This window comes from Butyricicoccus sp. AF18-9LB (genome assembly GCF_027684505.1).
Lineage (GTDB): Bacteria > Bacillota > Clostridia > Oscillospirales > Butyricicoccaceae > Agathobaculum > Agathobaculum butyriciproducens.
In genome coordinates this window covers 1-22,122 of record NZ_JAQCWA010000010.1, presented here as the reverse complement: position 1 = coordinate 22,122, position 22,122 = coordinate 1, and the positions used below count along the sequence as shown (strand labels likewise).

At 57.1% G+C, this 22,122-nt stretch carries 19 protein-coding genes; 2 read left to right on the top strand and 17 right to left on the bottom strand.

Annotated features, from left to right (window positions below):
* Nucleotides 1–71: 71 nt before the first annotated feature.
* The 6 genes from PGY33_RS07840 to typA form a co-directional block, all read right to left on the bottom strand.
* Nucleotides 72–1,946, bottom strand: coding sequence for a DUF4914 family protein (locus tag PGY33_RS07840; RefSeq protein WP_117488846.1), 1,875 nt, complete (start codon nucleotides 1,944–1,946; stop codon nucleotides 72–74).
* Nucleotides 1,947–2,276: 330 nt separating this feature from the next.
* Nucleotides 2,277–3,062, bottom strand: coding sequence for a TIGR00282 family metallophosphoesterase (locus tag PGY33_RS07835; protein ID WP_118478386.1), 786 nt, complete (start codon nucleotides 3,060–3,062; stop codon nucleotides 2,277–2,279).
* Nucleotides 3,063–4,032: 970 nt separating this feature from the next.
* Nucleotides 4,033–4,992, bottom strand: coding sequence for a ribose-phosphate pyrophosphokinase (locus PGY33_RS07830; RefSeq protein ID WP_117488850.1), 960 nt, complete (start codon nucleotides 4,990–4,992; stop codon nucleotides 4,033–4,035).
* A 63-nt stretch (nucleotides 4,993–5,055) separates the two neighbouring features.
* Nucleotides 5,056–6,303, bottom strand: a complete 1,248-nt coding sequence (locus tag PGY33_RS07825; protein ID WP_118478382.1) for a DapH/DapD/GlmU-related protein — start codon at nucleotides 6,301–6,303, stop codon at nucleotides 5,056–5,058.
* 519 nt (nucleotides 6,304–6,822) lie between these two features.
* Nucleotides 6,823–7,209 (bottom strand): RidA family protein, encoded by a 387-nt coding sequence (locus PGY33_RS07820; RefSeq protein ID WP_118478380.1) that lies wholly within the window; start codon nucleotides 7,207–7,209, stop codon nucleotides 6,823–6,825.
* 267 nt (nucleotides 7,210–7,476) lie between these two features.
* Nucleotides 7,477–9,303, bottom strand: coding sequence for a translational GTPase TypA (typA, locus tag PGY33_RS07815; RefSeq protein WP_118478378.1), 1,827 nt, complete (start codon nucleotides 9,301–9,303; stop codon nucleotides 7,477–7,479).
* Nucleotides 9,304–9,534: 231 nt separating this feature from the next.
* On the opposite strand from typA, the gene PGY33_RS07810 reads away from it, so the two are divergent.
* Nucleotides 9,535–10,650, top strand: a complete 1,116-nt coding sequence (locus PGY33_RS07810; RefSeq protein ID WP_118478376.1) for a stalk domain-containing protein — start codon at nucleotides 9,535–9,537, stop codon at nucleotides 10,648–10,650.
* 73 nt (nucleotides 10,651–10,723) lie between these two features.
* On the opposite strand, the gene acpP is transcribed toward PGY33_RS07810, so the two are convergent.
* From acpP to PGY33_RS07760, 10 genes are all read right to left on the bottom strand, one after another.
* Nucleotides 10,724–10,948: an acyl carrier protein gene (acpP, locus tag PGY33_RS07805; RefSeq protein ID WP_110435152.1), complete on the bottom strand. Its 225-nt coding sequence runs from the start codon at nucleotides 10,946–10,948 to the stop codon at nucleotides 10,724–10,726.
* A gap of 5 nt (nucleotides 10,949–10,953) precedes the next feature.
* Nucleotides 10,954–11,745, bottom strand: a complete 792-nt coding sequence (gene accA / locus PGY33_RS07800) for an acetyl-CoA carboxylase carboxyl transferase subunit alpha (RefSeq protein ID WP_270478149.1) — start codon at nucleotides 11,743–11,745, stop codon at nucleotides 10,954–10,956.
* Between the two features lie 19 nt (nucleotides 11,746–11,764).
* Complete coding sequence (gene accD, locus PGY33_RS07795) at nucleotides 11,765–12,640, bottom strand: acetyl-CoA carboxylase, carboxyltransferase subunit beta (RefSeq protein ID WP_110435153.1); 876 nt, start codon at nucleotides 12,638–12,640, stop codon at nucleotides 11,765–11,767.
* Nucleotides 12,641–12,931: 291 nt separating this feature from the next.
* A complete protein-coding gene (gene accC, locus PGY33_RS07790; RefSeq protein WP_117488862.1) occupies nucleotides 12,932–14,275 on the bottom strand; it encodes an acetyl-CoA carboxylase biotin carboxylase subunit in 1,344 nt (447 codons plus the stop codon).
* Nucleotides 14,276–14,295: 20 nt separating this feature from the next.
* Nucleotides 14,296–14,721, bottom strand: coding sequence for a 3-hydroxyacyl-ACP dehydratase FabZ (gene fabZ / locus PGY33_RS07785; RefSeq protein ID WP_199667351.1), 426 nt, complete (start codon nucleotides 14,719–14,721; stop codon nucleotides 14,296–14,298).
* A gap of 229 nt (nucleotides 14,722–14,950) precedes the next feature.
* Nucleotides 14,951–15,424, bottom strand: coding sequence for an acetyl-CoA carboxylase biotin carboxyl carrier protein (gene accB, locus PGY33_RS07780; RefSeq protein ID WP_118478370.1), 474 nt, complete (start codon nucleotides 15,422–15,424; stop codon nucleotides 14,951–14,953).
* A 2-nt stretch (nucleotides 15,425–15,426) separates the two neighbouring features.
* The gene (fabF, locus tag PGY33_RS07775) at nucleotides 15,427–16,656 is read right to left on the bottom strand and encodes a beta-ketoacyl-ACP synthase II (protein WP_118360849.1); all 1,230 of its coding nucleotides are present in this window, start codon (nucleotides 16,654–16,656) and stop codon (nucleotides 15,427–15,429) included.
* A gap of 226 nt (nucleotides 16,657–16,882) precedes the next feature.
* A complete protein-coding gene (gene fabG / locus PGY33_RS07770) occupies nucleotides 16,883–17,611 on the bottom strand; it encodes a 3-oxoacyl-[acyl-carrier-protein] reductase (RefSeq protein WP_270478059.1) in 729 nt (242 codons plus the stop codon).
* Nucleotides 17,612–17,674: 63 nt separating this feature from the next.
* On the bottom strand, nucleotides 17,675–18,622 hold the full coding sequence (fabK, locus tag PGY33_RS07765; RefSeq protein WP_118478368.1) for an enoyl-[acyl-carrier-protein] reductase FabK: 948 nt from the start codon (nucleotides 18,620–18,622) through the stop codon (nucleotides 17,675–17,677).
* A 152-nt stretch (nucleotides 18,623–18,774) separates the two neighbouring features.
* Nucleotides 18,775–19,764, bottom strand: a complete 990-nt coding sequence (locus PGY33_RS07760) for a beta-ketoacyl-ACP synthase III (protein ID WP_243029897.1) — start codon at nucleotides 19,762–19,764, stop codon at nucleotides 18,775–18,777.
* Between the two features lie 202 nt (nucleotides 19,765–19,966).
* On the opposite strand from PGY33_RS07760, the gene fabD reads away from it, so the two are divergent.
* Entirely contained in the window at nucleotides 19,967–20,884 is a 918-nt protein-coding gene (gene fabD / locus PGY33_RS07755; protein WP_270478030.1) for an ACP S-malonyltransferase, read from the top strand.
* Nucleotides 20,885–21,163: 279 nt separating this feature from the next.
* Here the strand turns inward: fabD and PGY33_RS07750 are convergent, their stop codons facing one another.
* Complete coding sequence (locus tag PGY33_RS07750; protein ID WP_270478028.1) at nucleotides 21,164–21,727, bottom strand: manganese efflux pump MntP; 564 nt, start codon at nucleotides 21,725–21,727, stop codon at nucleotides 21,164–21,166.
* Between the last annotated feature and the right edge of the window lie 395 nt (nucleotides 21,728–22,122).

Here is a 22,122-nt window from a genome sequence, read left to right as displayed (position 1 = left end):
CCGTCTATTTCGTGCCGAAAACAAAAAAATCACCGAAACGATTTGTTTCGGTGATTTTCTTTTTCGTTTTATCAGAGACCCGTCGGGGTGATCTTCTCGAAGTCCTCCAGCGTGCCGCCGTTCATGAAGCAGTCGATAATCTGCTTGCCGAGCGGCTCAAGCTCCGGCGTATCGAACTTCGCCAGTTCCTTGCGGAAGAAGTCGGTCAGGATCTTTGCACCTGCATCGTAGCCGTCGGTGCCTACGCGGTCCTGCGTATCAACGCGCAGGAACTTAGAGCGGATCTTCTGGCCGTCGATGGTCAGATCCTTCATCGCGTAGCCGAGCAGCGGGCAGCGTGCCGGCTCAAGGTGCTCGCGGCGGATCTTTGCGCCGCCGTGGCGTGCCAGATACTCACGGGAGATCCACTCAGCCGCAAAGCCGACCTTGTAAACGCCGATGTGCTGGTTCGGGATCAGGACGTAGCGGGTGTTCGGGCTGTCCACGATCTGGTGCAGCAGCAGGTTGGCCTGCTTTACGCGCTTGCCGGTTGCAAACGGCCAATAGGAACCAACGCCCTCGCTCTTCAGCTCGTTGCCGGTTACGATAGACGGGTTATTGAAGCCGCGCGGTGCGATCAGGCGCCACAGCCAAGCCAGTGCCGGCGGAATGATATGCAGCATACCCATGATGCCGTAGTTCGGGTTATCGCGGGTGGAGGGGGGCATACGAACGCCGAAAGAGCGTACGTCTACTTCTACCGGCTCCTTGACGATGTTCGGAACATCCCAGCGCGGCACGATGGCACGCGGATTGGAGCACGGCTTGCCGTTGGAATCCAGCGTGTGCTCCCAGATCAGCAGGGTTGCACCCGGATGGCCTTCCATGTTGAAGAAGCACAGCGGCTCCTTCGGCTCGGTGCAGATACGCTCGTAAACCGGATCGCAGCCGTAGTGGGTTACGCCGTCCATGCGGAGGAACCAGCCGTCCTCACCGTCAACGAGTACCAGCTTGCCGGAGTTATTCTGCACGCCCGGATAGCAGGTAGCCATATCGTCGCACACCGGCTCGATCTTGCAGGTGGAGCTGATATGCAGGTAGGTCTTTTCGCCCGTTACCGTGTTGGTAGAGAGCAGCACCTCGCCGTCCGGCTCGCGGGCGATGTCCTGCAGCATCTCGCTCTTGCCGCCGCCGGAAGCGCCCTCGTGCATGATGACAAGCTCGTTCTCGTACGGGGTGATCAGACGGCCTGCAGAAGTATGGCAGGTGGTCCAGCCCTCCTGCTCGCCAATGTCGAGCAGTACGGAGTAAACACCCTTCTTGGCAGACGGGCCCGGATACAGGTTATAGGAGAATACCTCGTGGCAGTCATCCAGACGGTTGTGAACAACGACCTGCTTGCCCTCAAAGTGGGTGTGACGGAACGGAGGTGCAACATAGATGATCGCACGCGGCTTGTAGCCCTCGGTCTCCTCTGCGCTTACAAAGCCCTGCAGATGTGCCAGCGCGAATGCGAAGAACGCACACTGCTTCGGGCATACGAGCATGGAGCCGTAGCCGTACTGGTTGCCGCCGGAATTAAACGGCATGAGGATCAGCTCCTGCGTCTTGAACCAGTCCATGGTCTCGCGGCGCAGCTTGTCGAACTTGTAGCCGTACACATCCGCAAAGCGCTTCTTGTCGGTCGGCTTGTCGTCTGCGATGCGCATGCAGTCCGGCTCGCGGCGGCGCATGTAATCCTCTGCAAAGTTGACGGATGCGCCGTTCTTGCAGCGTACAACGTCAGCTTCCTTGATCTGACCCTTGCCCGGTACATCGAATACAACGTCGTACACGTCGGCATGTTCCGGACCGAATACCATGTCGTACAGTTCCGCCTTGCTGGTGGGAACAAATACGCCCTTGCAGTTCTCGATGACATCGGTCAATTCATCGGTAAAGGTGAATTTGGTGAGCAATGAGTTCATCTGTATCATTTCCTCCTTAAGCACCGCGGAGTCCCTCGCCACGGCATGCTAACCGGGCCGGTTAAATTTCTTAACCTTTGCCCCATTGTCTTTCGATTATAGCATACCGCAAAACCCACCCTCTCGTCAACTGTGATTTTGCTTTTTTTGCAAGTTGAATTACAAGTTCTTGCAAAATGTACAAAACCTGAGGGATTTCTCACTGTTTTCCCGACACGGTCACTTGTCCGCCGATAGGACTTTTTTACGGAAACGTTTCCGCATGGCAAAATCCGTTTCACAATGCGCAATCGTGTATCAAAAGTGCGATACTGTGCATCTGCGTACACTTTATCTCACATTCCAGCGCTCCCACACGCGGGTGACAGAATTGCATTTTCCGTTTCTCGTAATATCGAACAGCGCACCGGCAACTGCACAGTCGCCCTCGGCCGTCTTGAAATACTCGGTCAGGTCACCGCGAAACATGGCGATGGACTGCTCCACACGCACGCCGAGCACGGACACGATCGGGCCGGTCATGCCGATATCCGTGATATAGCCGGTGCCCTTGGGATTGACGCGCTCATCCGCGGTCTGCACATGCGTGTGCGTGCCCCAGACAGCCGCCGCGCGGCCATCGAGGTAATAGCCCATGGCGAGCTTTTCGCTCGTGGCGTTCGCGTGGATTTCGGCAAGCGCCACGTCGTACATGCCCTCGTTTTCCTTGAGAATGCGGTCTGCACACAGGAACGGATTATCCGGGCCGAATTTCATGTCGCAGCGGCCGATCAGGTTCATGACGAGCAGGCGCATGCCCTGCGGGCCGTCATAAATGCCCCAGCCCCGACCGGGGCTTTGCGGCGCAAGATTGGCCGGACGGAGAACATCCGAACGGCTGTCCAGATACGGCACGATCTGCTGCTTGCCGAACACATGGTTGCCGAGCGTGATCACGTCCGCGCCGGCGGCAAAAATGTCATCTGCCTGACGCGGGAGAACGCCGTTTCCGGCTGCATTTTCGCCGTTTACGATGACGAAATCTGCGCCGGTGTCGCGCTTGATGCGGCGGAGCAGGCCGTGAAGCGCGTCGATACCCGCCTCACCGACCACATCGCCGATGACTAATAGTTTCATGGATTACCTCTTTCTATCATTGCTGCAAGCCGTTGATTGGTTCCACTGGATTCAGCGAGGAGTGCGCCGCCGCTGTGGCGGGAGCATGCCGCGCCCCGCGGCGAGGGAGTGCGCTGACGCCGCGCAGGGGACTGCCGCGCCCCGCGGCGGGGCAAGAGGGTAGACACCAAGGTTTCTACCCTCTTAACTCCCACTTCCTTTGGGGAGGGTCTGGCGCAGATTACCGACATGTGACCGCTTCGAAAATGGGGAACGGCAGTCGGGTTACTCTTGCGTTTGTTTCGCAACATATTCGCAGTTCACAGATAGTGTACTGCTACACAGGTCGGAGGGTCTCCGCAGGCGCAACATAACAGTGTTGCGCAACTTGTTCGCACGTTATAATAGACAGGGCCTGCGAAGATAAACTGTACCAAATACCTAAATCGTAGGTGCCTTCCGTAATCTCCAGACTAACGAGTTGCGCGGCACGGTTATGCCGCGCCTGCTGGAAGTAGCCGACCTGTGTAGCAGAATGGTATCTGACCCTGCGAATAGGCTGCTCAAGAGGACGGACTCCGAAGGTAGTCCGTCCGTAGCAGAGGAAAAATCCTCTGTCGTTCCCCTTTTCGAAGCGGTCGCCGCTCTCCGATTTTCGCCGAGCTAACAAAGAAGGGAAAGGTAGGAGTTCAAAGAGGAAGGAAAACCGCAGGTTGTCCTTCCTTTTTGCCCCAGCCGCGGGCGCGGCAGTCTCCCGCGCTCCGCAGAGCGCAACTCCCCCGCTGAACCTCAGCGAAAAACTCTCCGCCCGTCAGGGGCGAACACGCCTACGGCAGTTCGTGTCCCCCGCTCAGCCGGTGCTGAAAAAAGGCTGCCGCCCGGAAAGGGCGAACCCGCTGACGCCGTTCGTGTCCCCCGCTCAGCCGGTGCAGAAAATATATACAAAAAAGAGCCGCTGCACCCATGCAGCAGCTCTTTTCCATGCAAAAACTTAATCGAACAGAGTAGATACGGACGTCTCCTCGTAGATACGCGCGATCGCCTCGGTGAACACCGGTGCAACCGGCAGAACGTTGATCTTATCCAGCTTCTTGTCGTTGGTCAGCGGGATGGTATCGAGGATGGTCAGCTCCTTGATCGGGCTGTTCTGGATGCGCTCGATCGCCGGACCGGACAGTACACCGTGGCTTGCACAGGCGTAAACCTCGGTTGCGCCGCCGCGCTCTACCAGAGCGTCCGCTGCGTGCACGAGCGTGCCTGCGGTGTCGATCAGGTCGTCAACCAGAATGCACTTCTTGCCCTCTACGTTGCCGATGATGTTCATAACCTCGGATACGTTGGCCTTCGGACGGCGCTTGTCAATGATGGCAAGCGGCATATCCAGCTTCTGGGTGAACTTGCGGGCACGGGTAACCGAGCCCAAATCAGGAGAAACGATAACGGTATCATCGGTGCCGACGCCGAACTTGCCCGCAATGTACGGGATCAGAACGGAAGAACCGAGCATATTATCCACCGGAATGTCAAAGAAACCCTGGATCTGTGCAGCGTGCAGGTCCATAGTCAGCACGCGGTCAGCGCCTGCAGCGGTAATAAGGTTTGCGACCAGCTTTGCGGAGATCGGGTCACGTGCCTTGCTCTTGCGGTCCTGACGAGCGTAGCCGAAATACGGGATTACAGCCGTGATACGGCCTGCCGATGCACGCTTGCAGGAGTCGATCATGATGAGCAGCTCCATCAGGTTGTTGTTTACCGGACCGCAGGTGGACTGTACGAGGAACACGTCCGAGCCGCGAACGGATTCCGACATGGAAACCGAGATTTCGCCGTCAGCGAAGGTAGAGATGGCAGCCTTGCCGATCGGCAGTCCGAGCGCAGAAGCGATCTGCATCGCCAGTGCGGGATGGGAGTTGCCGGAGAAAATTTTGATATTTTTTCCGTGAGAAATCATTGTTTGCCTCCGTCATATAAATATATTTTTTGTTCCGTGTGGATTTATATACGTTTTATGGATTTACTTTTCGTCCTTCTCGTGTGCGGCGCGGCGGCGGTCGTTCCAGCCCTCAAGATTGGTCTGGCGGGCGCGCGCAACGCTCAGCGCACCGGCAGGAACGTCCTTGGTGACGGTCGTACCGGCAGCCGTAAAGGCGCGGTCGCCCAGCTTGACGGGCGAAACGAGGTTGGTGTTGCAGCCGATGAAGCAGTCGTCACCGATCTCCGTGCGGTACTTGTGATAGCCGTCGTAGTTGACAACGACCGTGCCGCAGCCGAAGTTGACGCGCTCACCAACGGTCGCGTCGCCGATATAGGTCAGGTGCGAAACCTTGGTTCCGTTGCCGATGGTGGACTTCTTCAGCTCTACAAAGTCGCCGATGCGGCAGCCGTCACCGACCACGCTCTGCGGGCGGATATAGGCAAACGGACCGACCGTGGTATTGCTGCCGACGGTGGATTCATAAACCTGCGAATTGTTTACCGTGGTGCCTGCGCCGATCTCGGCTTTTTCGAGGATGGTGTTCGGGCCGATGACCGCGCCCGCGCCGACCTTGCAGCCGGGACGGATGTGACAGCCGGGCAGAATGGTCGCGCCCGGAGCAATATCAGCGTCCGGCGCAATGTAGGTGCTGGTCAGATCGAAGATCTGCACGCCCTTCTTGATGAGGCCGAAGTTGACACGCTGCATCATCTCGACCTGCGCCATAAAGGCGGCAGTGCCGTCGCAGATGACGTAAATCTTGTTGGTGATGGCAATGCCCTTCTGCGCACCGGCTGCAACAGCCGCCGCAACCAGGCCGTCGAGCGTATCAGCGCCGCTCGCGAGTGCCTTTTTCAGCATATCCCAGGTGAACATGGCGGCATAGCAGCGGCTGTCTCTCGGCAGCGGCTGACCTTCCGCGTCAAAGCCCTGCTGCTCGGCAGACAGTACGCTGACGCCGTAACCGGTGTTCAGGTGCGTCTCGGCCAGATGGAACAGCGCATCCTCCTCTGCCAGTGCAAACGGAGCCGCCAACACCAGAACGTGCTCGCTCTCCGGCAGCGCAGCCAGCGAGGCAAAACGATTTGCGGCATCAAGCGCGATATCCTGTGCGCCGGCAACGGCAGGCTCCCTGTCGTCGTGCGCAAAGAAGCACGCCTCCACCGCATCAGGCAGCGCATCCCGCATTGCATCGCCCGCAGTGCCGAACAGCACCGGACGCGCAAAGGCAGAAATGCCGCTTTCGTCAAACAGGCCGCCAACCATGACGGCATTTACTTTATTCATCGCAGAAATCCTTTCGTTTCTCAAGGGTCATACGACCAGATTTTCCGATATAGCTTTATTATACAACAGTATGCCGCAAATTGCATTATCATTTTTCGATAAATTTCTTCTCACCGCATAATATTTTTCGCCGTTTGCATACAAAGGCCGCAAAGCAAGCGTTTTGGTGGGAATTCGAGTAACGGAAAATTAAGACACCCACAAGGCAGGCGGCGCGTGCCGCCGAGCCTTTCGCGGACGACCGCGTTTCCGCCACCCCCATAAAATCCCGCAGGGATTTCTGCACCCAGAGAACCCCTCACGCCGCGGAGCGCATAAAATGGAGCACGTGCGCGACAAAAATGGCAGGACATGCGCCTGCCATTTTTAACAAACAGTAAAACACCCCGAAAACCAGAAAGTTTTCGGGGTGTTCTGCTGCAGCAGGTGTTCCCGCCCTGTCCGTGAAACGGACACGCGCGGCGACACCGTCCCTTGATTCAAAGGACTTGTCCTTTGAATCGAAAAAACCGCAGGCTTTTAGCCCTGTACTGCAACTACTTCTACTTCTACCTTAGCGCCGAGCGGCAGAGCAGCTACTTCAACGCAGGAACGAGCCGGAGCGCCTTCCGGGAAGTACTTCGCGTACACACCGTTGAATGCAGCAAAGTCGTTGATGTCGGACAGGAAGCAGGTGGTCTTGACCACACGGTCAAAGCCTACGCCGCCCTGTGCCAGAACGCACTGCAGGTTCTTCATAACCTGCTCGGTCTGCTCCTCGATGGTGGTTGCTACGATCTTGCCCTCCTTCGGGTCGATCGGAACCTGACCGGAGGTAAATACGAAACCGTTTGCAGCGATTGCCTGAGAGTACGGGCCTACTGCTGCCGGTGCGAGATCAGTGTGCAGAACTTCCTTGATAGCCATGGTGGGAATTCTCCTTTATATATCTTTATTTTTTGATAACAGGGTGAAATGAGTGCTTTTGTGCATAAAATCCGCACAGAAACGCAATTGTGGCGTAGCCAGTGGTAACGACGCACGGTTTATCGAGAGCGATTTACGAGCAAATTTTGCGTCTTGATTAGGCGCGGCTTTGCAGCAATACTTTGTGTATTGCAAAAAGCCGGAACAACATCAAGGCACAAAATTTCCGTAAAGCGCCGAAGATGCAACCGTGTGGCGTTGCCACAATTACTTCTTGCCGCCCTTGGTCTTTTTCAGACGCTCGGTGTTGGACAGAACGCGCTTGCGCATACGGATGCTCTCCGGGGTGATCTCGAGCAGCTCATCGTCGGAGATGAACTCGAGAGCCGCCTCGATGGACATCTGGCGCGGCGGAATCAGGCGCAGCGCATCATCCGAGCCGGATGCACGCATGTTGGTCAGCTGCTTCTTCTTGCAGACGTTTACAGCCATGTCCTCGCCGCGCGGGTTCTCGCCGACGATCATGCCTTCGTATACCATCGTGCCGGGGCCGATGAACAGCGGGCCGCGATCCTGTGCGTTGAACAGGCCATAGCCGACAGCCTCGCCGGCCTCAAACGCGATCAGAGAACCGGTGGTGCGCTTCTGGATATCGCCCTTATACGGCTGATAGCTGTTGAATACGGAGGACATAACGCCCTCGCCCTTGGTATCGGTCAGGAACTCGGTACGGTAGCCGAACAGGCCGCGTGCCGGGATGATGAACTCGAGGCGCATACGGTCGGTGCCCTTCGGGTTCATGGAAACCAGCTCGCCCTTGCGGGAGCCCATCTTCTCCATGATCGCGCCGACTGCATCCGCCGGAACGTCTGCGATCATGCGCTCCATCGGCTCGCAGGTCTTGCCGTCAATCTCCTTGAGCAGCGCCTTCGGTGCGCCAACCTGGAACTCGTAGCCCTCACGGCGCAGGTTCTCGATCAGAATGGACAGGTGCATCTCACCACGGCCGCAAACGCGGAATGCATCGGTGGTGTCGGTTTCGTTAACGCGCAGGGATACGTCCTTGAGCAGCTCACGGAACAGACGCTCACGCAGGTGACGGGAGGTAACAAACTTGCCTTCCTTGCCGGCGAACGGAGAGTCGTTTACCATAAAGGTCATCTCAACGGTCGGCTCGGAAATCTTAACGAACGGCAGAGCCTCAACGTGCTCGGGGTCGCACAGGGTCTCACCGATGGTAACGCCTTCGATGCCGGAGAAGCAAACGATCTCGCCTGCCTGTGCCTCCTCGATCGGCTGACGGCCCAGCTCCTCGATGGAGTACAGGGTAACCAGCTTTGCGTTATACGGCTTGGTGTTGCCGTGGTAGTCGCAGACGGTAACCTGCTGACCTACCTTCATCGAGCCGCGCTCGATACGGCCGATGCCGATACGGCCAACGTACTCGTTGTAGTCGATAGAAGAAACGAGCATCTGGGTCGGGCCTTCGGTGTCAACCTGCGGTGCCGGAATGTGCTCGAGGATCTGCTCGAACAGCGGGGTCAGGTCCTTGCCCTCCACGTTCGGGGACATGGAAGCGGTGCCTGCACGGCCGGAGCAGTAAACAATCGGGCTGTCCAGCTGCTCGTCGGTCGCATCAAGGTTGAGCAGCAGCTCGAGGACCTCGTCACCGATCTCGTTGAGACGAGCGTCCGGACGGTCGATCTTGTTGATCGCAATGATGATCTTGTGACCGAACTCCAGTGCCTTCTGCAGCACGAAACGGGTCTGCGGCATCGGGCCTTCTGCTGCGTCAACCAGCAGAACAACGCCGTCTACCATCTTGAGGATACGCTCTACCTCGCCGGAGAAGTCGGCGTGGCCCGGGGTATCTACGATGTTGATCTTTACGCCCTTGTAATGTACAGAGGTGTTCTTTGCCAGAATGGTAATGCCGCGCTCACGCTCGATATCGCCCGAGTCCATGACACGCTCTTCTACCACCTGATTTTCGCGGAAAGCGCCAGCCTGCTTGAGCATCTGATCGACCAGAGTGGTCTTGCCATGGTCAACGTGCGCAATGATGGCGATGTTGCGTAAATCGTTACGGATCATATATTCTATTCCTCCATCAGCGGGATTATTTTCGTACGGAATATATTATACCCGTTTTTTTGTTGCTTTTCCACCTATTTTATCGTCAAAATTACGGCGATATATCCGCTCTAAATTGTAAAATATTTTGCTAACTGAGAAAATTTCCGCTCAGGATACAGTTGACGCAGACAAGCTGCTGCCGTACAATGAAGAAAAGGCGCAAGCCGGATAAAAGGAAGGAGAATCTTTATGAACAAAATCGGAAAGGCAATGCTCTGCACCGTACTGACCGGCGCGATGGCAGTCGGCGCGGCAGGCGCGGCTGACCTCGGCACACTGACACCGCAGGGTGCAAAGGCGTACCTCGACCAGATCGTCACGCTGCAAAACCAGTACGGCAAGGCTGCCGCGCGTACAGATGACGGCTTCAGCGGACTGCTGACCGGCCTCTCCATGGCAAAGCTGGTCGATATGGACGGCGACGGCACGCCCGAGCTGTACTGCGGCGCAGGTCTGGACGGGCAGCATATGTATTCGTATGCGGATGGAAAAATCTACGCGCTGGATATTCCGGAGGGCGTGAGCAACTTCGGCACGGACGTTTCGCCGTGCACCCAGTTTTACGTTGGCAAAGACAAGGCGTATCTGGTCTCTGGTCAGGAAGTAATGAATAACAATCCGGTCACCTTCTGGACCAAACAGGGCGATAAAGCCGTTGTGGTCCTCACTTACACGGACGGCTTCGACTGGGATGCCGAGACACCGACACCAGTCAAAACTATCAACGGTCAGTCCGTTACCGCAGAAGAATTTTCCTCCGCTATCCTCGACTTCACCGGCGATATGGACGAGCAGTATTACTCCTTCTGGGAAAGTCCTTACAACAGCGACCGTGCGCTGTCTCCGCGTGCGGCTCTGCAGGACACCATCGCCTCCCTGCGTAAACTCACCAACCCGACCGCACATGTTTCCCGCCACAAGGTAACGCTCAACGGCGAGTCGGTAAAGCTTGGCGCGTACACCATCAACGGCAGCAACTACTTCAAGCTGCGCGATCTCGCAAAGGCGCTCAAGGGTCTGGACACCAATTTTGAGGTCAAGTGGAACGCGGCGCAGCAGCGCATCGACCTGACCAGCAAGACCGCCTACACCGCGGTCGGCGGTGAGCAGGCCGCCCTGCCCGCCGGCAATAAGGCCGCATCTCTCACGAACGCCTCCGTTTATCTGGACGGCAAGCCGCTTTCCCTTACCGCCTACTCCATCGGCGGCAACAACTACTTCAAGCTGCGCGACCTTGGCGACGCCCTCGGCTTCGGCGTGGATTGGAACGCGGACACCATGACTATGATCTTGACCGTGAAATAAAAAAACACGCTGTACACAGCAAAAAGCCACTGTTTCAAAGAAACGGTGGCTTTTTCATGCTCAAAACGAAATCTTACTGATTTGCTTCGATGTAGTTTACGATGTCACCGATGGTGCTCATCTTAGCAGCTTCCTCGTCGGAAATCGTTACGCCGAAGTTCTCCTCGAGGTCCATCATCAGCTCTACAACGTCCAGAGAGTCTGCGTTCAGATCCTCCTTGACCTTGGTGTCCATGGTCATGGTGGAAGCGTCAGCGTCAAACTTGTCTGCCAGGATCTCACATACCTTTTCAAACATGGGATTTACACTCCTTCATTACTTTCTTGATTTATTGTTCTGAAAACTCCGACTCTGCGGAATTTTTCATACCGTTTCTGCAGCATCGTGTCGATGTCTGGCTCAACATCCAGTTCGGCAAGCTGGTCGCGCAGCGTGCGCGCCACATTGCGGATAAGCTGTGCGGAGGATGTGCCCTCCTGAATGATGCCTTCGATCATACCGAAGCTGTACAGGTCCTGCGCGGTGATATGCAGCGTGTCCGCTGCCTCCGCCTCGCGCTTGGGGTCCTTCCAGAGAATGGACGCGCAGCCACGCGGCGAAATAACCGAATACAGGGCGTTCTCGAGCATGAGCACACGATCTGCCACCGCCAGCGCCAGTGCGCCGCCGGAGCCGCCCTCACCCGTCACGATAGAGATAACAGGCGTTTTCAGCTCGATAAACTCATACAAACAGCGGGCAATGGCCTCGCCCTGACCGCGTTCCTCCGCGCCAACGCCGCAGAACGCGCCGCCGGTGTCAACAAAGTTGATGACCGGGCGGTGGAATTTCTCCGCCTGATGCGCGAGACGCAAGACCTTTCGATAGCCCTCCGGGTGCGCCATGCCGAAGTTAGCGTCCATATTCTGCTCAATGGTGCGGCCCTTGCGGTGGCCGATTACCGTCACCGGTGTGCCGTTGAAGTAGCCAACGCCGCCGAGGATGGCATGGTCGTCCGAAAAATAGCGGTCGCCGTGCAGCTCGGTGAAGTCGGTGAACAGCTCATTGATATAATCCGTGATCATCGGGCGCTTGGTATCGTGGATGATACGCATTTTTTCACTTGCGGGTTTGTTAATCACGACGCCACACCTGCCATTTCTTGGACTTGGAGCCACAGTGCAGCTTCAAGAGTTTTTCCAGCGTTTCTCTGAGTTGATTACGCGGAACTATTTTATCACAGAAACCGTGCGATAGCAAGAACTCCGAGGACTGAAAATCGTCCGGGAGGGTCTGACCGATGGTGCCCTCGATGACACGGCGGCCGGCAAAGCCGATGGTCGTGCGCGGCTCCGCGAGGATAATATCGCCCAGCATGGCGAACGACGCGGTAACGCCGCCCGTGGTCGGGTCGGTCAGCACGGTGATATACAGCAGGCCGGCATCCGAGTGACGGCGCGCCGCCGCAGACACCTTGGCCATCTGCAGCAGCGAAAACATACCCTCCTGCATGCGCGCACCGCCGGAGCAGGTGAACAGCACAACAGGCAGACCCTTTTCGGTCGCGTACTCAAACAGGCGGGTCAGCTTTTCGCCAACGACCGAACCCATGGACGCCATCATGAAATGGCTGTCCATGACGCCGATCGCGGTTTCCACGCCGCCGATCTTACACACGCCGGTCTTGACTGCGTCCGGCATGCCGACCTTTTCAGCCAGCTCTGCCGTTTTCTCTGCGTATCCCGGGAAGTGGATCGGGTCCGCCGGTGCCAGATTGGCGTACAGCTCCTCAAAGCTGTCCTTATCCGCGATCTGACGGATGCGCGTGCGCGCGAGCAGTCGTCCGTAGCGTCCGCAGTGCGGGCACACATACAGATTCTTGCCGTAGGCATACGCCTTCAGTTCTGCGCCGCAGCCCTTGCAGGTTACGACCTTGGCCGCTTCGTCCTCCTGCGGTTTCATTTCCATAGAGGTCTCGCGTGTTTTTTGAAACAGGTCGATCAGACCCATGCGTAACTCCCCTTTCGTTTGGAGGCAGTACCGCACGATTGGCCTTCGGCGCTTTGCGGCTGTTTTGCCCCCTGGTTTTGTTGCGTACTTTTGCAATACACAAAGTATTGCTGCAAGTCCGCGCCGCACCAGTGAACAAAACATCTCGCAAATCGCTCTTGTCCAACCGTGCGGTACTGCCTCTGAAATCCTTCGGATTACAAAAACTTCGCTTTTCAAAATACGCTGATTTTGTAAGACCTTCGGATTCAACTATGCTTGTGCTAAATCTATTATACCATAATAATTGATTTAGTCAAAATCGCCGTTTGCGATGGAATTAACATTAAAGTTTGCTTCCACAAACGCCTTCGAGCACAGGATGTGCATCTGATAGTCGGTTGCGGTCACAACGCCCTCAAACAGCATCTCCGCGAGGGCGCGGCGCATGCGAACGATGGCCTGCTCACGGTCGGCGCCGTAGACGATCAGCTTGCCGATCATGGAATCGTAAAACGGCGGAATCTTGTAGCCCTGATAAGCCGCGGAATCCACGCGCACGCCGGGACCGCCCGGCAGATGCAAGGACACCAGTGTGCCCGGACAGGGTGCAAAGTTTCTCGACGGGTCCTCCGCGTTGATGCGGCACTCGATGGCGTGACCGCGGATGGTCAGATCCTCCTGCTTAAAGGACAGCGGCTCGCCTGCCGCCACGCGAAGCTGCTCGCAGACCAGATCTACGCCAGTGACCTCCTCGGTGACCGGGTGCTCGACCTGAATGCGGGTGTTCATCTCGCAGAAGTAGAAATTGCGGTCGTTATCGACCAGAAATTCGATCGTACCCGCGTTTCGGTAGCCGACGCGCTTTGCCAGCGCAACAGCCGCCGAGGTCATCTTCTCGCGCAGCTCGGGCGTGACGAAAGCTGACGGACTTTCCTCGATCAGCTTCTGGTGGCGGCGCTGCACCGAGCATTCACGCTCGAACAGGTGCACCACGTTACCGTAGTTATCGCCCAGAATCTGCACCTCGATATGGCGCGGATTGTGAATATATTTTTCCATGTACAGGCGGCCGTCACCGAAGTTGGCGATAGCCTCTGCAGCGGCGCTGTCGTACGCGTCCTTGAGGTCCTTGACGCTCTCGGCCACGCGGATGCCCTTGCCGCCGCCGCCGGATGCCGCCTTGAGCATGACCGGATAGCCGATGCGCTCGGCCTCGGAGATGGCTTCGTCAAAATCGCGCAGCGGGCCGTCCGTGCCGAGCGCGACCGGAACGCCTGCGGCGATCGCGTTGCGCTTTGCCTCGGATTTGTCGCCCATCAGGCGGATGGTTGCCGCAGTCGGGCCGATAAACGCCAGACCGGCCTGCGTGATGCGCTCGGCAAAATCCGGATTCTCGGACAGGAAGCCGAAGCCCGGATGAATGGCCTGACAGCCGGAAGCCAACGCCGCCGAAATGATATTATCCATATTCAGGTAGCTGTCCGCCGCACGGGCCGGACCGATGCAGACCGCTTCGTCCGCGATCTGCGCATGCAGCGCTTCGCGGTCAGCCTCGGAGTAAACGGCCACCGAGATAATGCCTAAATCACGGCAGGCCTGAATAATGCGGACCGCAATCTCGCCGCGGTTCGCAATGAGTACCTTCTGAAACATTCGATTAGCTCTCTCCCGCCTCAGTCATTGATGACCATGCATTTGATCTCCGCTTCGGCGGCCTTCTCGTCCCCAACCCAGGCAACGCCCTCGGCTACTGCCATCGGGCCGCGGCGCTTGGTGAAGGTAACCTCCAGACGAAGGGTATCGCCCGGCTTTGCCATTGCACGGAATTTCGCCTTGTCAATGCCGGTGTAGACCGCAGTCTTGCCCTTGAATTCGGGCAGGGACAGCAGCGCTACGCCGCCTGCCTGTGCGAGCGCCTCCAGACGGAACACTGCGGGCATGATCGGGTTGCCCGGAAAGTGGCCCTGGAAGAAGAACTCGTCGCCGGTCAGGTGCAGCGCACCGACTACATGGTTCTCGTCCATTTCGAGGATCTCGTCCACCAGAAGCATCGGCGGACGGTGCGGAAGGATCTCCATGATCTGTTCTTTGTTCAGCATATTATAATCCCTCTCAATCTAAAAAGCAAGATAATTACCGCAAAACTACAGTTTTGCCGGTAATAGGAACGGATCGTGGACCGTTCCCAAGTCGTACGAAAGTTCCTCCCGTCGGTCGAAACTTTCTCCCTCTATCGGTATAAAAACGGTGATACTTGCTCCCCGTTTTTATGAATTTGCTATGCAAATTCTATTGAATCCGCGCTGATGCGCGGCAGATGCTTACGTCTTACTCAATAACACAAAGGACTTGGTTATACTCCACCATATCGCCCGGCTGCGCCATAATGCGGATGATCTTGCCGTCGCACGGTGCCTTGATCTCGTTCATGATCTTCATCGCCTCGATGATGCAGAGGGTATCGCCCTCCTTCACCTGCTGACCGACCAGCACGAACGGCGGTTCGTCCGGAGACGGAGAAGAATAAAACGTGCCGACCAGCGGGCTCTTCACCTGCGTGCCTGCCGGAAGCTGCTCCTCAGCCGCCGGTGCCGCGTCTGCGCTCTCCGCTGCGGGTGCTGCCGCCGGCGCCGCTGCCGGTGCCGCCGCTGCTACCGATGCTGCAGCGATCACGGGAGCCGGTTCAGCTGCCTTGATCTTGATTTTTGCGTTATCCAGCTCGATCTCGACCTCGCCCAGCTTTTTTGCAGCCAGCGCGTCCATCAGCTCAAGCGCGATGTCTTTCAATTCTTTGATGTCCATTTTTATACCTTCTTGATCAGGATGCAGGCGTTGTGGCCGCCAAAGCCGAGCGAGTTGGAGATGGCAACATTGATCGGCATCTCAACCGCCTTGTTCGGGGTGATATCCAGATCACACTCCGGATCCGGCTCCTTGTAGCCGATGGTCGGCGGTACAATGCCCTCGCGGATTGCCATAACGCAGGCAATGGCCTCAACCGCAGCCGCGCCGCCCAGCAGATGGCCGGTCATGGACTTGGTGGAGGATACCTTTACGTTGTAAGCCTCCTCGCCAAACGCCTTCTTGATGGCAATGGTCTCATACTTTTCATTCAGCGGCGTGGAGGTGCCGTGCGCGTTGATATAGTCAACGTCAGCCGGGGTCAGACCGGCATCCTCAATGGCACCGCGGATGGCGTGTGCAGCCGCATCGCCGTCCGGAGACGGGCTGGTGATGTGGTAAGCGTCGCCGGAGGCACCGTAGCCTGCCACCTCTGCCAGAATGGTCGCGCCGCGCTGCTGTGCGTGCGTCAGGCTCTCGAGTACGAGACAGCCTGCGCCCTCGCCCATGACAAAGCCGGAACGGCGTGCATCAAACGGGATGGAAGCCGCCGTCGGGTCCTCGCCCATGTGAACCGCCTTCATGTTCTGGAAGCCTGCCATCGAGATCGGGATAATGCCGTTCTCGGTGCCGCCGCAGACAACAACATCCTGATAGCCGTGGCGGATGGCGCGCATTGCCTCACCGATGGAGTGGTTGCCGGTCGCGCACGCGGAGACCGGGCAGAAATTCTCGCCCTTGAAGCCGAAGTGCATGGAGATATAAGCCGCCGCGATGTTGGCGATCATCTCCGGGATAGCGAACGGCGAAACGCGGCCGGGACCCTTTTCGAGCAGCTTCGGGACCTCCTGCTCTGCAACGTGCAGACCGCCTACGCCCGAGCCGAAGATAACGCCCGTGCGATAGGGATCGAAATTGCCTTCCTTGAGGCCCGCCTGCTCGACAGCCTGAATCGCTGCCGCCATTGCGTAATGCACATTTGCATCTGCGCGGCGCGCCTCACGCTTCTCCATATACTGGGTCGGGTCGAAATCCTTGACCTCTGCACCCAGCTTTACCTTAAAATCGGATACATCAAACTTGGTGATGGGACCGATGCCGCACTTGCCGGTCTTGAGCGACTCCCAAAACGACGGCACATCGTTGCCGACCGGAGTGATGGCACCCATGCCGGTGATTACTACACGTTCCATATATTTGCTCCTTCATTCCAATATCACGCATTTATCTAATCGCAATTTTTATTCCACGCAGCAAAAAGGTATCACCGGATAATTCGGCAAGAGCAATTTGCGCAGGAATTTTGCGTTCTGATTAGGCGCGGGTTTGCAGCAATACTTTGTGTATTGCAAAAATCCGGAACGACATCAGAGCGGAAAATTACCGCAAAGTGCCGCAGGCGAATTGTCCGGTGATGCCTTAATAAAGTCCGCCGTCCGCGATGATCGTCTGGCCGGAAATATAGCTTGCAGCGTCGGAAGCCAGAAAGGCAACCACGCCTGCGATCTCCTCCGGCTTGCCGAAACGGCCGAGCGCGATCTGCTTCTTGGCGTTCTCGCGGATGTCCTCGGGCACCTTGTCGCTCATCTCGGTGGCGATCCAGCCCGGAGCGACCGCGTTTACTGTAATGCCGCGCGCACCCAGCTCCTTGGCGGCGGTCTTGGTCATGCCGACCATACCCGCCTTGGCAGCGGTGTAGTTGATCTGGCCGTAGTTTCCGGTGAACGCCGAAACCGAGGTGATGTTGATGATGCGGCCCTGCTTTGCACGCATCATCATCGCACCGCACAGGCTGAGCATGTTGAAGGCACCCTTGAGGTTGGTGCGGATAACATCATCGAACTGGTCCTCCTTCATGCGGACCATCAGGCCGTCGCGGGTGATGCCCGCATTGTTGACGAGAACGAACGGTACGCCGATCTCTTCCTTAATTTCCTTGAGCGCGGTGCTGCAGGCGTCATAGTCCGCAACATCCCACTTCTTCACATAAGCGTCGACGCCGTGCGCGCGGCACTTCTCCGCCACAGCCTCAGCCTTTTCGACCGAGGACGCACAGTTGATGAGGACGTCAAAGCCGTCCTGCGCCAGCTTTTCCGCGATTGCCGCGCCAATGCCGCGGGAACCGCCGGTTACGATTGCTAATCTCATTGTTTACTCCATTCTATAGACAGGCAGGAGTGAGGAGTTTTCCTATCTCTTCACTCTCCGCTCTTATTCAAATCTCTTGTAAGCGTTCTTCAGAAGGTCCTCTGCCTGTGCGGTCATGCCCTTGAGGATCTCCTCGCACGGATGCAGCTCCTTGAGCATACCCGCAATCTGACCGGACATAAAGGTGCCCTCCTCATAGTTGCCGTCCTGCACGGCCTTGCGCAGCGAACCGGCGGTTGCCTTCTCAAGCTCCTCAAGGGAGGCATCGGTGTTCTGCTTCTCGAGCTCGAGGCACTTGCGCGCCATCGGGGTCTTGAGCGAACGCACCGGATGACCGGACGGACGACCGGTAACTACGGTCGAAATGTCGGTTGCCTTGAGGACGAGTTCCTTATACTTTTCCGAAATCTGGCACTCCGGCGTTGCAAGGAAGATCGTGCCGCACTGCACGCCTTCGGCGCCAAGCATCATGGCAGCTGCCATGCCGCGGCCGTCTGCAATGCCGCCTGCGGCGATGACCGGAATGCTCAGTGCGTCTACGACCTGCGGAACGAGCGGCATGGTGGTCAGCTCACCGATGTGGCCGCCGCCTTCCATACCCTCTGCGATAACCGCATCTGCACCTGCGCGCTCCATGCGCTTTGCCAGTGCAACCGAAGCAACGACCGGCATAACCTTAATGCCTGCGTTCTTCCAGTCCGCGATATACTTGCCCGGATTGCCTGCACCGGTGGTCAGCACTTCGATCTTCTCGTCGATGGCCAGCTGTGCCAGATCGTCCGCATTCGGGGAGAGCAGCATGATGTTCATACCGAGCGGCTTGTCCGTGATGGCACGCGCCTTATGGATCTCCTCACGGATGTAATCGACCGGAGCCGCGCCGCCCGCGATAATGCCCAGACCGCCTGCCTTGGAAACCGCAGCAGCCAGATGGTGCTCCGCGATCCACGCCATAGCGCCCTGCACGATCGGATATTCGATACCGAGAAGTTCTGTGATCTTGGTTTTCATAGGTTTGTTCTCCCCTTTTTAATAGGTAGTAAATTATTATAACATATTTTAACGCAAATAATAGACAGCGTGCATATTTTAGACAATTTACCTTAAATTTGTCTAACAGATAATGCCGGACGGCTGCAAGAACCGTCCGGATTTATCCAATATTATAGTTTAATCACAAATGCGCCATAAGTCAAGCCTCCGCCGAAACCGGTGCAGACAATAGTCTGACCCTCCTTCAGCAGGCCGTTTTTACGCATTTCGTTCAGGCAGATCGGCACGCTTGCCGACGAGGTATTGCCGAAACGGTCCATATTGACGTAGATCTTCTCCTTCGGCAGATGGTATCTGCGTGCAATAACATCCAGAATGCGCAGATTCGCCTGATGCGGCACCACCCAGTCGATTTCCTCTGCGGTGACGCCCGCCCGCTTGAGTGCGGTGTCGATCGCAAGCGGTACGGCTCTTGCGGTGAAGCGCACGACCGGTGCACCCTGCATTTTCAGGAAACGCGCCTTCGGGTCCACCGTGCGGTCGCCGGAAAGCGGATCCTCGACCGGCAGGGCTTCCATGTGCAGGTACTCTGCACCCGAGCCGTCTGCCGCGGTGAAGGTGGACAGAATGCCAACCGTTTCGTCCTCGGTCGCCTGATAAACGGCCGCAGCGGCACCGTCGCCGAACAGAATGCAGGTCGAGCGGTCGGTGTAGTCCACGATGCGCGAAAGCGTTTCCGCCGATACAACCAGCACGGTCTTTGCCTTGCCGGATTTAATGTAGCTGTCCGCAATGTCGGTCGCGGAGACAAAGCCGGTGCAGGCATTGTTGATGTCGAACGCGCCGACCTGACGTGCCCCCAGCTTGTCCTGCAGGATAGACGCCGTATTCGGCGTGTTGGTATCCGGCGAGCAGGTGCTGACGAGAATGAGGTCAAGCTCCTCTGCGGTGATGCCTGCGTCCGCGAGTGCGTCCTGTGCGGCACCGAGCGCCAGCTCCCATGTATGTGTATTCTTTGCGATGCGGCGCTCGCGCACACCGGTGCGCTGCACGATCCACTCATCGCTGGTATCTACCATTTTTTCCAGCATGGCGTTGGTCAGGACAAAATCCGGAATGCAGGCGCCCGTGCCGATCAATTTACTGTTGATGATTTCCACGCTCCTAAAAAGTCCAAATCGCTCTCCCAAAAAGCGTGGAAAAGCGACAATAGTTAGATTGACAAAGTATTCTCCGACTATTATAATAAAAGCACAGTAGATTGTCAAGACAGACCGTTATTATTTAGCAACACTTTGTGCGAAAATATCTATTAAAATACGGTGCTGTCAGCGTTTGATTATTATTTTGGAGGAACGAAACGTGAACTACGGTTTTGCATTTTTCCCGGGTCAGGGCGCACAGGCCCCCGGCATGGGCAAGGATCTTTATGAGAACTCGCAGGCTGCCAAGCTGGTTTTTGAGGAAGCAAGCGAAGGCGCCGGTCTGGATGTAGCCAAGCTGTGCTTTGAGAGCGACAAGGCAACGCTCTCCCGCACGGAGAACAGCCAGATCGCGATTTTCACCCATTCCATGGCAGCCTGGGCTGCACTGAAGGAAGCAGGCGTGGAATTCAAGGCAGCGGCAGGCTTCTCGCTCGGCGAATACACCGCACTGGCGGCTGCAGGCGTTGTTTCCCTCGCAGACGGCGTGAAGATCGTTTCCATGCGCGGCAAGCTGATGCAGCAGGCAGCGGACTCGATCGACGGCGGCATGGCGGCTATCCTCGGTCTGGAGGACAGCGTAATTGAAGAAGCCTGCGCGAAGGTGACCTCCGGCGTGGTCCGTCCGGTAAACTACAACTGCCCGGGTCAGCTGGTTATCGCAGGTGAAAAGGCGGCTCTCGCAGAGGCGATCGAAAACTGCAAGGCTGCCGGCGCACGCCGTGCGCTCCCGCTTGCGGTATCCGGTGCATTCCATACCCCGCTGATGGAAAAGGCTGCCGCAGAGCTGCGCGCTTACGTTGCGGACTTTACCTTCTCCGCACCGAAGATGGATATTTACTCCAACCTCGACGGCAAGGTTTACGACTGCTCCGACCTGCCGGCACACCTCGAGCAGCACATGATCTCTCCGGTTCGCTGGACGCAGCTGGTGAAGAACGGCATGGCTGCCGGTCTGACCTCGGCGTGCGAGATCGGTCCGGGCAAGACGCTGACCGGCTTTGCGGGCAAGATCAGCAAGGAGCTGACCTGCAAGACCGTGCAGGATATGGCGGGCGTCGAAGCCGCCTGCCACTAAGGGGGACGCTGTCCCCCTTAGTTACCGAGGCAGTTTCCTTGGGAACTGCCTCGGATAACCCCCTCTCGTCCGCACGGCGGACGAGGCTCGGGACACGTGTCCCGAGGCAGTGGGATAAAAGTCAGGTACACGCCCTGACTTTTATAGAAAATTGAATGCGGCGCACTGCGGTGCGCCTGTCCTGCCTGTTTCTGCTTTGCCGAAATGCGGCAGGAGCTGCAAAAAAAATTGCACGCCCTTGGGCGTGCTCTTTTTTGCTGTGGAACGGTAAAATCCGCTTTATCCCAGGAAGCCCAAATGCTCCAGCAGAATTTTGAGACCCATCAAAATCAGCACGATACCGCCGAACAGCTCTGCGCGGGACTTGTACTTTGTGCCGAACACATGGCCGATCTTCACGCCGATGCACGACAGCACAAACGTGGTTGCACCGATGAACGACACCGCCAGAACGATATCGACCTGCAGGAACGCAAACGTCACACCGACCGCAAGCGCATCAATGCTCGTGGCAACCGCAAGCGGCAGCATGGTCATAAAGCGGAACGAATCGCTGACGCTTTCGTCATCGTGCTCGCGCGACTCGCGCACCATGTTTGCGCCAATAAGCCCCAGCAGCACGAAGGCGATCCAGTGATCAATGCTCGTAATGAGCGACTGAAAGCGCACGCCGAGTGCAAAGCCGATGAGCGGCATTAAAAGCTGAAAGCCGCCGAAATACAGTCCGCAGATGACCGCGTGCTTAGCCTTGAGCGTGCGCACGCTCAGTCCCTTGCAGACAGACACCGCGAACGCGTCCATCGACAGACCGACTGCGATCAAAAACAACTCCAGCAAACCCATTTTCTTGTCCTCCTCAGTCGTTTATCCGGCGGAAAACAGGCACAAAAAAAGACCCATCTGCCGCGTAGAACAGATAAGTCTCGTCATTTCATGCAAAACCAGAGGAGCGTCCTCCTCAGTATGTTGGCTCTGCCGCGCGGCGGAACAACCGCGCCGACTACTCCCTTATTGCGCTTTATGATAGCATATGCGCAGCCGAAAGTCAATATGCGGGCAAAATTGTTGCCCTATGCAAACCGAAAAGCCGATACGGAAACGGCGGCACAGGCTGTCCGGTGTGCCCGAACCGCGCAGGCGGTTCGCCCTGTCCGGGCGGGGAGCTTTGCCGTGAACCACAGCGGGGAATTGCCGCTACGCGCGGCAGGCGCACAAGAGGGTAGACAACCTGCGGTTTT

Excerpts from the sequence above, each read along its gene's own strand:
- fabG (WP_270478059.1), bottom strand. The coding sequence starts at position 17,611 with ATGAGATTAGCAATCGTAACCGGCGGTTCCCGCGGCATTGGCGCGGCA.
- acpP (WP_110435152.1), bottom strand. The coding sequence starts at position 10,948 with ATGTTTGAAAAGGTATGTGAGATCCTGGCAGACAAGTTTGACGCTGAC.
- PGY33_RS07830 (WP_117488850.1), bottom strand. The coding sequence starts at position 4,992 with ATGATTTCTCACGGAAAAAATATCAAAATTTTCTCCGGCAACTCCCAT.
- PGY33_RS07825 (WP_118478382.1), bottom strand. The coding sequence starts at position 6,303 with ATGAATAAAGTAAATGCCGTCATGGTTGGCGGCCTGTTTGACGAAAGC.
- accD (WP_110435153.1), bottom strand. The coding sequence starts at position 12,640 with ATGGGTCTGATCGACCTGTTTCAAAAAACACGCGAGACCTCTATGGAA.
- accA (WP_270478149.1), bottom strand. The coding sequence starts at position 11,745 with ATGCGTATCATCCACGATACCAAGCGCCCGATGATCACGGATTATATC.
- PGY33_RS07810 (WP_118478376.1), top strand. The coding sequence starts at position 9,535 with ATGAACAAAATCGGAAAGGCAATGCTCTGCACCGTACTGACCGGCGCG.
- PGY33_RS07840 (WP_117488846.1), bottom strand. The coding sequence starts at position 1,946 with ATGAACTCATTGCTCACCAAATTCACCTTTACCGATGAATTGACCGAT.
- PGY33_RS07835 (WP_118478386.1), bottom strand. The coding sequence starts at position 3,062 with ATGAAACTATTAGTCATCGGCGATGTGGTCGGTGAGGCGGGTATCGAC.
- accC (WP_117488862.1), bottom strand. The coding sequence starts at position 14,275 with ATGTTTCAGAAGGTACTCATTGCGAACCGCGGCGAGATTGCGGTCCGC.
- typA (WP_118478378.1), bottom strand. The coding sequence starts at position 9,303 with ATGATCCGTAACGATTTACGCAACATCGCCATCATTGCGCACGTTGAC.
- PGY33_RS07820 (WP_118478380.1), bottom strand. The coding sequence starts at position 7,209 with ATGGCTATCAAGGAAGTTCTGCACACTGATCTCGCACCGGCAGCAGTA.
- accB (WP_118478370.1), bottom strand. The coding sequence starts at position 15,424 with ATGGACATCAAAGAATTGAAAGACATCGCGCTTGAGCTGATGGACGCG.
- fabZ (WP_199667351.1), bottom strand. The coding sequence starts at position 14,721 with ATGCTGAACAAAGAACAGATCATGGAGATCCTTCCGCACCGTCCGCCG.
- fabK (WP_118478368.1), bottom strand. The coding sequence starts at position 18,622 with ATGAAAACCAAGATCACAGAACTTCTCGGTATCGAATATCCGATCGTG.
- PGY33_RS07750 (WP_270478028.1), bottom strand. The coding sequence starts at position 21,727 with ATGGGTTTGCTGGAGTTGTTTTTGATCGCAGTCGGTCTGTCGATGGAC.
- fabF (WP_118360849.1), bottom strand. The coding sequence starts at position 16,656 with ATGGAACGTGTAGTAATCACCGGCATGGGTGCCATCACTCCGGTCGGC.